Source organism: Sphingomonas sp. SORGH_AS_0789 (genome assembly GCF_031453055.1).
Classification (GTDB): Bacteria; Pseudomonadota; Alphaproteobacteria; order Sphingomonadales; family Sphingomonadaceae; genus Sphingomonas.
The window spans coordinates 95,362-107,393 of sequence record NZ_JAVIYV010000001.1; the positions used below are offsets into that span (position 1 = coordinate 95,362).

Genomic DNA, 12,032 nt, shown 5'->3' on the forward strand with positions numbered 1-12,032 from the left:
GAATCAGGCAATTTTCCATTCGCCCGGCAATGGCGTCGGGCACGAGATAGCAGCGAATGCCGCTCCAACGACGGGGTAGCACGCTGGCGGAAGCGGGCTGAAGCGCGCGTTCCGCTTGGAGGCAACGAAGCCGCCAGGATGTGACCCACGGGTCCACGTCCTGGCGGCTTTTTCCGTTTGGGCCCGGATCAGGGGGAGAAAGCACGATGGCGACGGCATTCTGGGACGACAGCAAGACAGGAAAGGCAGCCGATGACGGCGGCTTCTGGTCGAGCGGACATACGCCGACCCTGATCGCGGCCTTTCTGTATTTCGATCTGGCCTTCATGGTCTGGGTGCTGCTCGGGCCGCTCGCGCCGCAGATTTCGGCCACCCTCGCCCTCACCCCGGCGCAAAAGGGCGTGATGGTCGCGGTGCCGACGCTGGCGGGCGCGATCCTGCGCGTCGTCAACGGCCTGCTGGTCGACCGGATCGGGCCGAAGCGCGCAGGCGCGATCAGCCAGATCATCGTGATCGCCGGGCTGTTCTCCGCCTGGGCGCTGGGCGTCAGCAGCTTCGGCGGCACGCTGGCGCTGGGCGTCATCTTGGGCTTTGCGGGCGCGAGCTTCGCGATCGCCCTGCCGCTCGCCAGCCGCTGGTATCCGCCCGAGCATCAGGGCAAGGCCATGGGCCTGGCGGGCATGGGCAATTCGGGCACGGTGCTCGCCGCGCTGTTCGCCCCGGCGCTCGCCAAGCTGTTCGGCTGGAACGCGGTGCTGGGTCTGGCCTGCATTCCGCTGGGCATCGTCTTCCTGGTCTATATGGTGATGGCCAAGGACGCGCCTGGCGCGCCGCCGCCGCGCCGGTTCGTCGAATATCTGGCGCCACTTCGCCAAGCCGATGCCTGGTGGCTGATGGGCTTCTATGCCGTCACCTTCGGCGGGTTCGTCGGGCTCGCCGCCAGCCTGCCCATCTATTTCACCGATCGCTTCGGCCTGACCCCGGTGCAGGCAGGCTATGCCACCGCCGCCTGCGTCTTTGCGGGCTCGCTGGTGCGGCCGATGGGCGGGGCGCTGGCCGATGCGATCGGCGGCGTGAAGGCGCTGATGGCGGTGTTCGCCGCCGCCGCCGTGACGCTGACGGGCGTGGCGATGGTCGACGGGTTCGCCGCCTCGCTGGCGCTGTTCGTGCTGTCGATGCTGGCGCTGGGCGTCGGCAACGGCTCGGTCTTCCAGCTCGTGCCGCAGCGTTTCTCGGCCGAGATCGGCGTGATGACCGGGCTGGTCGGCATGGCGGGCGGCATTGGCGGCTTCTACCTCGCCTCCTCACTGGGTCTCGCCAAGCAGTGGACCGGAAGCTTTTCCGGCGGCTTCCTGATCTTCGCCGCGCTGGCGCTGGTCGCGCTGGCCGGGCTGCTGACGGTCAAGGGCCGGTGGCGCCGGACCTGGGGCGCGGCCGAAGGCGTGCGGATCTGATGACGATGCGCAGCCCCGCCCTCTTCCTCCTGTCGGCCTCCGCCCTGGTCGCGGCCCCGGCCGCCGCGCAGACGGTGACGCTGAAGCCGCTCGTCGATGCCCGGCTGCGCTGGGAGCAGGTGGACCAGGACGGCCTGCCCCAAACCTCGGATGCGGTCACCGCCCGCATCCGTACCGGGGTGGCCGCCACCTCGGGCCGCTGGTCGGCCCTGGCGGAGGCGCAGGGCAATCTGGCGATCGTGCCCGATTATTTCGACGGCGTGCACCCCGATGCCAGCCGCCCGCTGATCGGCGATCCGCAGAGCATCGGCCTGTACCGCGCCCAGGTGCAGTACAAGTCCTCGCCCCTGACCCTGACCGTCGGGCGGCAGCGCATCATGCTGGATGACGAGCGTTTCGTCGGCCAGGCCGCGATCCGCAACAACGGCCAGACCTTCGACGCGGTGCGCGCCGAGATCGTGCCGGTGAAGGGCGTGAAGGCGGATGTCAGCTATGTCTGGGGCGTCCGCACCGTCTGGGGCATCGACGGCACGGGCGTGCGGCCCCGCTCGGTCGGCGGCAACACCGTCCTCGCCAATCTGGGCTGGGCCTCGCCGATCGGTACGCTGACCGGCTTTGCCTATCTGATCGACGAGGACGAGGCGGCGGTGCAGGGCTTTCGCCTGTCCAGCCAGACCTATGGCACGCGCCTTTCGGGCATGCGGCCGATCGGCAAGGCCAAGCTGTCCTATCAGGCGAGCTGGGCGCGCCAGTCGGACTATCACCGCAATCCCAACCGCTATGCGGCCGATTACTGGCTGGCCGATCTCGCGCTGGACCTGAACGGCCCGCGTCTGGGCGGCGGCTATGAGGTGCTGGGTGCGGACAAGGGTCAGGCGCTGACCAGCTTCCAGACGCCGCTGTCCTCGATCTTCAAGTTCCAGGGCTGGGCCGACAAATTCACCACCACTCCACCCGACGGCATTCGCGATCTCTATGCCAGCACCGGCTGGGGCTGGAAGCAGGTCGGCGCGGTCAAGGCGGTCAGCCTGTCCGCCGTCTGGCACCGGTTCGAGAGCGACCGTCTGGTCCGCCATTACGGCAATGAGATCGACCTGCTGGCGCAAGGCAAGGTCGGCCGCACCACCGCCTCGCTGCGCTACGCCGATTATCAGGCGGATCGCTTCGGCACGGACACCAAGAAATTCTGGCTCCAACTGGACTGGACCATCTGATGGAACACACCCCCGTCGTCGCGGCGACCGATACCCGCGAGCACCTGCCAGCGGGCGAAGCCCGAGAACATTTGATCGTCATTGGTAACGGCATGGCCGGATGCCGTGCGGTCGAGGAATTGCTGGCGCGCGATCCCAGCCGCTACCGCATCACCATCTTCGGCGCCGAGCCGCTGGTGAATTACAACCGGATCATGCTGTCGCCGGTGCTGGCGGGCGAGAAGACGTTCGACGAGATCGTCATCAACGGGCTCGACTGGTATGCCGGCAACGGCATCACCCTGGTCAGCGGCGATCCCGTGACCGCGATCGACCGCGAGGCCCGGACTGTCACCGCCAAGAGCGGCATGGTGCTGGACTATGACCGGGTGCTGATCGCGACCGGCTCCGACCCGTTCATCATCCCGGTCCCCGGCCACGACCTGCCCGGAGTCATCAGCTTCCGCGACATGAAGGATGTCGAGCATATGCTGGCGGCCGCCGAGCGCGGGGGCAGCGCGGTGGTGATCGGCGGCGGCCTGCTGGGGCTGGAGGCCGCGCACGGCCTGTCGCTTCGGGGCATGACGGTCACCGTCCTCCATTTGATGCCGACGCTGATGGAGCGGCAGTTGGACGAGGCAGCGGGCTGGCTGCTGAAACAGGCGCTGGAGGCGCGCGGCCAGACCGTGCTGACCGGCGCCGACACCGCCGAGATCGTCGGCGACGGCAAGGTCGAGGCGATCCGCCTGAAGGACGGGCGCGAGATCCCCGCTGACCTCGTGGTCATGGCGGTCGGCATCCGCCCCTCGGTCGCGCTCGCCCGCGCGGCGGGTCTTGAGGTCGGGCGCGGGATCAAGGTGGACGACCATATGGTCACTTCCGATCCGCGCATCCTGGCGGTCGGCGAGTGTGTCGAGCATGACGGGCAGGTTTACGGCCTGGTCGCGCCACTCTGGGACATGTGCCGCAGCCTGGCCGATGCGCTGACCGGCAGCCCCAGCGGCTATCGCCCCACCGCCACCGCGACCAAGCTGAAGGTCGCCGGGCTCGACGTCTTTTCGGCGGGCGATTTCGGCGGCGGCGACGGGGCGGAGGACATCGTGCTGCGCGACGCGAGCCGGGGCATCTACAAGCGCGTCGTCGTCAAGGACGACCGGATCGTCGGCGCGGTGCTGTATGGCGACACCGCCGACGGCAACTGGTATTTCGACCTGCTCAAGAAGGGCGAGAGCGTCGGCGACATTCGCGACGCGCTGATCTTCGGACAGGCCTTTGCCCAGGGGGGCGCCTCCGCGGACCCTAAGGCGGCCGTTGCGGCGCTTTCCGACGATGCGGAAATCTGCGGCTGCAACGGCGTGACCAAGGGCAAGGTCTTCGCCTGCATCGACGGCGGCGCGCACAGCCTGGATGCCGTCCGCTCGGGCTGCAAGGCGTCGGCGAGCTGCGGCTCGTGCACCGGCATCGTCGAGAGCCTGTTGGCGATCCGCCTGGGCGGCGAGGTCGAGGCGGGACCGAAGACGATGTGCAAATGCACCAGCTTCGGTCACGACGACGTCCGCCGCGAGATCGTCGCGCAGAATATGCGCTCGATCCCCGAGGTGATGCAGAAGCTGCACTGGTCGACCCCCGATGGCTGTTCGTCGTGCCGCCCCGCGCTCAATTACTATCTGCTGTGCGCGCTGCCCGGCGAATATGTCGACGACCAGCAGAGCCGCTTCGTCAACGAGCGGATGCACGCCAACATCCAGAAGGACGGCACCTATTCGGTCGTGCCGCGCATGTGGGGCGGCATCACCAGCCCCAAGGAGCTGCGCGCGATCGCCGATGTGGTCGAGAAGTTCAACGCGCCGATGGTCAAGGTGACGGGCGGCCAGCGGCTCGACATCTTCGGCATCAAGAAGGAGGATCTGCCCGCCGTCTGGGCCGATCTGAACGCGGCGGGCATGGTTTCCGGCCATGCCTATGGCAAGTCGCTGCGCACCGTGAAGACGTGCGTTGGTTCCGAATGGTGCCGCTTCGGCACGCAGGATTCGACCGGCCTCGGCGTCAAGCTGGAGCGGGCGACCTGGGGCTCGTGGATGCCGCACAAGTTCAAGATCGCGGTGTCGGGCTGTCCGCGCAACTGTGCCGAGGCGACGATCAAGGATTTCGGCGTGGTCTGCGTCGACAGCGGCTATGAGCTGCACGTCGGCGGCAATGGCGGGATCAAGGTCCGCGCCACCGACCTGCTCTGCAAGGTGGCGACCGAGGCGGAGGCGATGGAGATGTGCGCCGCCTTCATCCAGCTCTATCGCGAGGAGGCGCGCTATCTGGAGCGCACCGCGCCGTGGATCGAGCGGGTCGGGCTGGCCTATATCCAGTCGCGCCTGCTGCCCGACGAGGAGGCGCGGGCCGAACTCGCCCGCCGCTTCTTCTTCTCGCAGAGCTTCTCGCAGGACGATCCCTGGGCGGCGCGGGTCGCCGGGGCCGAACGCGAGATCCATGCACCGATGGCGCGCTTTCAGCCCGCCAGGGAAATGATGGGAGAAATGGCATGATGGGCGAGTGGCTGGATATCGGCTGGGTCGAGGAAATCCCCCTGCGCGGCAGCCGCACGGTGCAGGTCGAGGGCGGCGACGACATCGCCGTCTTCCGCACCGGAGACGACAGCGTCTTCGCGCTGCTCGACCGCTGTCCGCACAAGCATGGGCGGCTGAGCCAGGGCATCGTCCATGGCGGCGCGGTGGCGTGCCCGCTGCACAATTGGCGGATCAGCCTGACGACCGGCGAGGCGCTGGGCGAGGACAAGGGCTGCACACCGACCGTGCCGGTGAAGATCAGCGGCGGCCGCGTGCTGATCTGCCGCGCCTCCACCCTGAAGGCGGCGGCGTGATGCGATCGCAATTCCTCCCCTCTAAGGGGAGGTGGCAGCGCATAGCGCTGACGGAGGGGTGTCGCCCTCTCGATGGCGCGACACCCCTCCACCACGCCCTGTCGGGCGCGGTCCCCCTCCCCTTGCAGGGGAGGAGTTGGTGAGCCCCATCAAGACCACCTGCGCCTATTGCGGCGTCGGCTGCGGCATCCGCGCGACCGTGACCGGCGACCGGCAGGTGCGGATCGAGGGCGATCCCGACCATCCCGCCAATCAGGGCAAGCTCTGCTCCAAGGGCACCCATCTAGGCGAGACGGTCGGCCTGGAGGGTCGCCTGCTCCACCCCATGATCGGCAAGCGCCGCGCAAGCTGGGACAAGGCGCTGGACCTCGTCGCGAAACGCTTTCGCGACACCATCGCCCAGCATGGCCCCGACAGCGTCGCCTTCTACGTCTCGGGCCAGTTGCTGACCGAGGATTATTACGTCGCCAACAAGCTGATGAAGGGGTTCATCGGCTCGGCCAATATCGACACCAATTCGCGGCTGTGCATGTCGAGCGCGGTGGCGGGCCATAATCGCGCATTCGGCGAGGATATCGTACCCGCCAGCTATGACGATCTCGACGCCGCCGACCTGATCATACTGGTCGGCAGCAACACCGCCTGGTGCCACCCAATCGTCTATCAGCGCATCCGCGCCCGGTGCGATGCGGGCGCGAAGCTCGTCGTCATCGACCCGCGCCGCACCGAGACGGCGGAGCAGGCCGAGCTGCACCTCGCCATCCGGCCGGGCAGCGACGTGGCGCTGATGAACGGCGCCCTCGCCTGGGCACGCGCGGCGGGCGTGGTGGACGCGGACTTCCTCGCCGCCTCGGTCACGGTGCCGGAGGATTTCTGGGCGGCTTTGGAAGCGGGCAGCGACCTGTGGTCGGTCGCCAGGACCTGCGACGTCGCGCCCGCCGACCTGCGCCGCTTCTACGAGCTGTTCGCCGCCACGCCGCGCACGGTGACGATGTTCAGCCAGGGCATCAACCAGTCGGTCACGGGCACCGATCAGGTGAACGCGATCCTCAACCTGCACCTCGCGACGGGACGGATCGGCAAGCCCGGCGCGGCCCCCTTCTCGATCACCGGCTAGCCCAATGCGATGGGCGGTCGGGAAGTCGGCGGGCTCGCCTCGACGCTGGCCGCGCATATGGACTTCGCGCCCGAGAACCGCGCCCGCGTGCAGCGTTTCTGGGCCTCCCCCGCCATCGCGCCCAAGCCGGGCCTGAAGGCGGTCGATCTCTTCCGCGAACTGGGCCAGGGCCGTATCAAGGCGCTATGGATCATGGCGACCAACCCCGCCGTGTCGATGCCCGATGCCGGGTCGGTGCGCGAGGCGCTGGCCGCCTGCCCCTTCGTGGTGGTCAGCGACGTGATCGCCGAGACCGACAGCTCGGTGAACGCGCATGTCCGCCTGCCCGCTGCCGCCTGGGGCGAGAAGGATGGCACCGTCACCAATAGCGACCGCACGATCAGCCGCCAGCGGGCGCTGTTTCCCCTGCCCGGCGAGGCCCGGCCCGACTGGTGGATCGTCAAGGAAGTCGGCCGCCGCATGGGGTGGAAGACCGCCTTCGCCTATGACCGCCCGGCCGAGATCTGGCGCGAGCATTGCCGCCTGTCCCATTATGAAAACGACGGTTCACGCCTGTTCGCGCTGCCCGGCCGGTCGAGCGGCGGCAATGCCGATTACGACGCGATGCAGCCGTTCCGCTGGGGCGGCGTGCCCTTTGCCGATGGCCGTTTCCCCACGCCGGACGGCCGCGCCCGGCTGGTGCCCGTCGCGCAGAAGACGCTCCCTGAGCCGCTGCGCGACTGGCCGATGACGCTCAACACCGGTCGCTACCGCGATCACTGGCACACGATGACCCGCACCGGCCTGGCCCCCAAGCTGGCGCGCCACCGCGAGGAACCGCTGGTCGAGGTCCATCCCGACGATGCCGCGCGGCTGGACCTGACCGATGGCGGGCTGGCGCGGGTCGGCACACCACAGGGAACGAGCCTCTACCGCGTCTCGGTCAGCGCCGGGCAACGGCCGGGCGAGCTGTTCGTCCCGATCCACTGGACTGACCAGACCGCGACCGGCGGCCGCACCGGACTGCTTCCCCGCCCGCTGACCGACCCCTATTCGGGCCAGCCAGGCTTCAAGCGCACCCCCGCCAGCATCGCCGCCGTCGCAACCCGCTGGCGCGGCTTCGTCATCCTGTCGGGTGAGGCAAGCGCGACGCCGGATTGCCTCTGGGCGACACGGGTCGCCATTCCCGGCGGATGGTTGTGGGAAGTGGCGGGCGATGGTGACCCGGTGGCGCTGGAGACGATGCTTCCCAAGGGGCAGCGGATCGAGGCCACCGATCCCGCGCGGGGATCGCGCCGGGTCGCGGTGATCGCCGGGGATCGGCTCGCCGCCGCCCTGTTCCTGACCGAGCGCGGCGAACTGCCGACGCGCGACTGGCTGATCGCGCAGTTGAGCGCCGACACGGTCGCCCCCACCGTCCTTGCGGGTCGCGCGCCCGGTGCGCCGGTCGATCGCGGTGCGATCGTCTGCGCCTGTTTCGATATCGGCGTGCGGACCATCGTCGCCGCGATCCGCGACCAGCAACTGGCCGATGTCGCCGCGATCGGCGCGGCGCTGGGCGCGGGCACCAATTGCGGATCGTGCCGCCCCGCCCTTGCCCGCCTGCTCACCGAAACCCAGGAGCCCGCCCATGCGCATGGATGATTTTCCCGCCGGTTCGGTCTGGCTGGTCGGTGCGGGTCCCGGTGATCCCGACCTGCTGACCCGCAAGGCCGAACGCCTGATCGCCGCCGCCGACATCGTCTTCTACGACGCGCTGGTCGGACCCGATATCCTGGCGCTCGTCCCCGACACCGCCGAACGGGCGAGCGTCGGCAAACGCTCGGGCCGTCATTCCAAGGACCAGGGGACGATCGACAGCCTGATCGTCGCGGCGGCGCGCGCAGGGCGGCGCGTGGTCCGGTTGAAGGGCGGCGATCCGTCGATCTTCGGCCGCTCGACCGAAGAGATCGACGCGTGCCGCGCCGCCGGTATCCCGGTTCGGATCTGCCCCGGCATCACCGCGGCCAGCGCGGCGGCGGCATCGGGCATGATCTCGCTGACGCTGCGCGGCCTGTCGCGCCGCCTGACCCTGGTGACCGCGCATCTGCGCGAGGGCGAGCCGCTTTCGCTCGACTGGCAGGCGCTGGCCGCGCCCGATGCGACGCTGGCGGTCTATATGGGCCGCGCCGCCGCGCCGGAGATCGCCCGACAGTTGATGGCGGCGGGCATGGCGCCGGAGACGCCGGTGATGATCGCGGTCAATGTCTCGCTCCCCTCGGAGCGACTGATCACCGGCCGCCTCGACGCGCTCGGCTTCCTGACCCGCACGATCGGCGAAAGGGACCCCGCGCTGCTGCTGATCGGCGAGGCGGTGGGGGCCGGGCGGGTGGCGGACGGCGGCCTCGCGCTTCCCTGCCGCGCTGCGGTGGAGGCATAGCCCCAACCCTATGCGCGCACTATGCGAAAGGGCGAAACCGCGCTCGAAATGCTATGCCGCGCCCGATAGGTGGACAGCCGCAACAAGGATTGTGGCATGGCAAAATGGCATCGCTCCCGACGCGCCGATCTGGGCCTGCGTGCTCTCGGAGCCATTCTCTGCGGGCTCGCCTATCTGGCGATCCGGACGCTTTGCGCCCTCCCCTCCACCGCGATGGCGGCGCATCTCCTGCCAGCCGAACTGGCCACCGCCGGCTTCCTGAGCGCCAGCGCGGGGAGCGCCCTGGCGATGCTGGGCGCGCATCTGTTCGACGACATGATGGTCAGCGCCCGCTGGTGACGGAGGAAAGCCATATCCCGGGCATCGGCGACCGTCCTGTTCAATCGGCTCGATCCTGAGCCGGTGCGCTTTTCCACGCCTCTGCGGTTTCCGCAGCGAACGCCGCATAGCGCCTCGGCGGGCGGCCCAGCAATGTCGTCATGGTCGAAAGGTCTTCCGCGCTGGCGCGGGCGCCATGCCGCTGGAAGGCGCGAAGCATCAGCGCCAGATCATAGGCAAATCCCGCTGGCACGAACGGCTTGAGTCGTTCCTGGAACACATCCAGATCGTCACCGGCGTAAGTTACGGTGCGGCCGAGGGCTTCGCTCCAAATCCGCGTGATCGTCTCTGGCGTCAGATCGTCCGGACCGACGATATTATAGCCGTCCCTGGGCAGCGGCGTCAGAGCCGCGTGGCGCCGCAGGAGTTGCCTGGCCGCGATCTCGGCAAGGTCGCGGGTATCGACGGCCGCAATGCCGACATGGCCCAGCGGCATGCCATAGACCCCATGATCCAGCAGCGGTGCCTTCTGCTCCAGGTCGTTCTGCATGAAATAGGCGGAGCGCAGGATCGTCGCGGGCAGATCGCATCGCTCGATCATCCGTTCCGCTGCGACCTTGCAGGCGAAATGCGGAACGTCGGCATGACGATCGCATTCGAAGACCGAGAGATAGACGATCCCGCGCACGCCCGCGTCCCGGGCCAGAGCGAGCGCGGTAAGCGTCTGGTTCAGTTCGTCCGGAACATTGGGCGCCACCAGCAAAAGCGTCTCGATCCCCTCGAGCGCGCTCCGCATGACCTCGATATCGGACAGATCGCCCCGTACCGGCGTCACACCGGCCGGAAAGCGGGCCTTGTCGGGCGAGCGCGTCAAAGCCCGTACCGGAACAGCTTGCGACGCGAGCATGCGAGCGACGTACATACCCGTATGGCCGGTGCTTCCCGTCAACAGAATTGCCATTGGTCGCTTCTCTTTCTCCGACTGTGTCGGTGTTCGGCGCGGTGGCCGGAGGGTGTTTGAGGAAGGCGGTGGATGCGCGCGCGACGGCGTCAGGCCGATCGCCTAACGGGATCGCACCATCGACGAGAACACCCCGTCGCGGTAAACCCAGCCGTGCAACAGAGCCGCCGAAAGATGTCCGATCACCACGGCGAACAGCAGCCAGGCCAGAATGCCATGGGCATCGCGCAACAGGGCATAGAGCGTCGGGTCGACTGGGGCGATCGGCGGCACATTCCATCCCTTGATCATCCTGATGGGCCAGCCCCCGGCCGACCGCATTCCCCAGCCGATGAGCGGGATCAGGACCATCAGGCCGTACAGAATCCAGTGGCTGCCCAGCGCCGCCAGCGCCTGCCAGCGGGGTGTCTCCGCCGGTAGCGCCGGTGCGCCGTGACGCAACCGGTTGGCCAGCCGGACGACGACCAGCAGCAGGATGGCGAGCCCGAGCGGCTGGTGAAGGTCGAGCAGCGCCGGACGCCAGGTCAGCGACGTCGTCATGCTGACACCGATGAACAGCATGGCGAAGATCGCCGCCGCCATCGCCCAATGCAGCACCCGCGCCAGCCGATTGAAATGCCCCCTGTCCGTCATCGGCCGTCCTTCCTGCCGACCGCATCGGTGGCCCGGCCATAGCCGATCTCACGCAGGCGCGCGTTATAGGAATGCGCGTAGATCCCGCCGCGCGCGGCCAGCACCGGATCGTTCGTCAGCGCCATGCCCTTCGGCACCAGGGTTGGATCGAAATTGACGTCCCGGCATGCCCCCTTGGCCTGATCGACCACGCGCGTGACCTCCAGCGTGCCGCCGACGATCTGCCTGCGTGTCGCGGGCCATGGCTGCGACGGATCGTCGACGGGATCACCCGGCTCGGCCAGTTGCAGCACGAGGTCCCAGCGCAGCGGGCCGTGCGTCAAACGCTCGGCAATATCCTTGAACAGGTGATCGCGATTGGCCTTGGCGCGCTCCTCGACGCTCCAGCCGGTGAAATCGGCATGCGGGCGCCACCACCATCGCACCGGCTGGCGGCGGCCATCCGGGCCGACGAACAGATAGGCATGGATCGCATAATAACGCACGCCGGCGAAGCTGCTGGGCCATGGCGCCTTGGCCTTCGCTTCGATGACGCGGCGCGCTTCGGGATAGACCCGGTAGAACGCGGCGACCTTCGCCGGATCGGGCTGTCCGGTCGCCGGATCGGGCGCAAAGGCCGCGATGCGGGCAAGAAAGCCTTCCGCATCATGCGTCGCGAAGAGCGGTTCATTGTTCATTTTCATGCGCCATTGCTCGCCGTCATCGGCGGCGATCAGCATGGCCATGCTGACGGTGCGCGTCGAATTGTCCGGCGCATAGGGATCGGCGGTCCCGATCGAGAAACGACCGATCGCCGGTGTCTGCGCCTGGGAAAACACGCGCGATGTCGAGATCGACGCGGCTGCCCCGCTCGCGCGGAAGACCCCGTCGAAGCAGATGCCCTTGCCATGCGCGCGGCGATAGCCCGCCGGAAAGGATGTCGGCGTATCGGCCAGGAAGGTCGAGGTGGTTACCCGGTCGCCGACCAGTCCCGCGCTCCAGGCAAATGCCGCGCCCAGCGATCCGGCGATCGTCGCGATGCCGACCAGCGGAAGCCAAGCGCGTCTCAACGATCTCCTGCCAGCCATAGACGACTCCTGATCCCGG

General features: G+C 68.5%; 9 protein-coding genes and 1 pseudogene. 7 read left to right on the plus strand and 3 right to left on the minus strand.

Features of this window, described 5'->3' with window-relative positions:
• The first annotated feature begins 206 nt into the window (after nucleotides 1-206).
• From QE360_RS00385 to QE360_RS00415, 7 genes and pseudogenes are all read left to right on the plus strand, one after another.
• On the plus strand, nucleotides 207-1,454 hold the full coding sequence (locus tag QE360_RS00385; RefSeq protein ID WP_309698414.1) for a nitrate/nitrite transporter: 1,248 nt from the start codon (nucleotides 207-209) through the stop codon (nucleotides 1,452-1,454).
• Complete coding sequence (locus tag QE360_RS00390) at nucleotides 1,454-2,668, plus strand: alginate export family protein (protein WP_405052542.1); 1,215 nt, start codon at nucleotides 1,454-1,456, stop codon at nucleotides 2,666-2,668. The genes QE360_RS00385 and QE360_RS00390 overlap by 1 nt, the downstream gene beginning before the upstream one ends.
• Nucleotides 2,668-5,184, plus strand: coding sequence for a nitrite reductase large subunit NirB (gene nirB / locus QE360_RS00395; RefSeq protein WP_309698416.1), 2,517 nt, complete (start codon nucleotides 2,668-2,670; stop codon nucleotides 5,182-5,184). The genes QE360_RS00390 and nirB overlap by 1 nt, the downstream gene beginning before the upstream one ends.
• The gene (nirD, locus tag QE360_RS00400; RefSeq protein ID WP_309698418.1) at nucleotides 5,181-5,519 is read left to right on the plus strand and encodes a nitrite reductase small subunit NirD; all 339 of its coding nucleotides are present in this window, start codon (nucleotides 5,181-5,183) and stop codon (nucleotides 5,517-5,519) included. Before nirB ends, nirD begins: the two co-directional genes overlap by 4 nt.
• Nucleotides 5,520-5,655: 136 nt before the next feature.
• A pseudogene (locus QE360_RS00405) lies at nucleotides 5,656-8,259 on the plus strand (molybdopterin-dependent oxidoreductase).
• Nucleotides 8,252-9,034 (plus strand): uroporphyrinogen-III C-methyltransferase, encoded by a 783-nt coding sequence (cobA, locus tag QE360_RS00410; protein WP_405052657.1) that lies wholly within the window; start codon nucleotides 8,252-8,254, stop codon nucleotides 9,032-9,034. Before QE360_RS00405 ends, cobA begins: the two are co-directional and overlap by 8 nt.
• A 96-nt stretch (nucleotides 9,035-9,130) precedes the next feature.
• Nucleotides 9,131-9,373 (plus strand): hypothetical protein, encoded by a 243-nt coding sequence (locus QE360_RS00415; protein WP_307104152.1) that lies wholly within the window; start codon nucleotides 9,131-9,133, stop codon nucleotides 9,371-9,373.
• A gap of 40 nt (nucleotides 9,374-9,413) precedes the next feature.
• Here the strand turns inward: QE360_RS00415 and QE360_RS00420 are convergent, their stop codons facing one another.
• From QE360_RS00420 to QE360_RS00430, 3 genes are all read right to left on the minus strand, one after another.
• On the minus strand, nucleotides 9,414-10,301 hold the full coding sequence (locus tag QE360_RS00420) for an NmrA family NAD(P)-binding protein (RefSeq protein WP_309698423.1): 888 nt from the start codon (nucleotides 10,299-10,301) through the stop codon (nucleotides 9,414-9,416).
• A 114-nt stretch (nucleotides 10,302-10,415) separates the two neighbouring features.
• Nucleotides 10,416-10,946, minus strand: a complete 531-nt coding sequence (locus tag QE360_RS00425) for a cytochrome b (RefSeq protein WP_309698424.1) — start codon at nucleotides 10,944-10,946, stop codon at nucleotides 10,416-10,418.
• Nucleotides 10,943-11,995: a catalase family peroxidase gene (locus tag QE360_RS00430; RefSeq protein WP_309698427.1), complete on the minus strand. Its 1,053-nt coding sequence runs from the start codon at nucleotides 11,993-11,995 to the stop codon at nucleotides 10,943-10,945. The genes QE360_RS00425 and QE360_RS00430 overlap by 4 nt, the downstream gene beginning before the upstream one ends.
• Nucleotides 11,996-12,032: the final 37 nt, after the last annotated feature.

Bases quoted from the DNA above. Each gene is read 5' to 3' on its own strand.
- QE360_RS00385 (WP_309698414.1), top strand. From the start codon at position 207: ATGGCGACGGCATTCTGGGACGACAGCAAGACAGGAAAGGCAGCCGAT.
- QE360_RS00390 (WP_405052542.1), top strand. From the start codon at position 1,454: ATGACGATGCGCAGCCCCGCCCTCTTCCTCCTGTCGGCCTCCGCCCTG.
- nirB (WP_309698416.1), top strand. From the start codon at position 2,668: ATGGAACACACCCCCGTCGTCGCGGCGACCGATACCCGCGAGCACCTG.
- nirD (WP_309698418.1), top strand. From the start codon at position 5,181: ATGATGGGCGAGTGGCTGGATATCGGCTGGGTCGAGGAAATCCCCCTG.
- cobA (WP_405052657.1), top strand. From the start codon at position 8,252: ATGGATGATTTTCCCGCCGGTTCGGTCTGGCTGGTCGGTGCGGGTCCC.
- QE360_RS00415 (WP_307104152.1), top strand. From the start codon at position 9,131: ATGGCAAAATGGCATCGCTCCCGACGCGCCGATCTGGGCCTGCGTGCT.
- QE360_RS00425 (WP_309698424.1), bottom strand. From the start codon at position 10,946: ATGACGGACAGGGGGCATTTCAATCGGCTGGCGCGGGTGCTGCATTGG.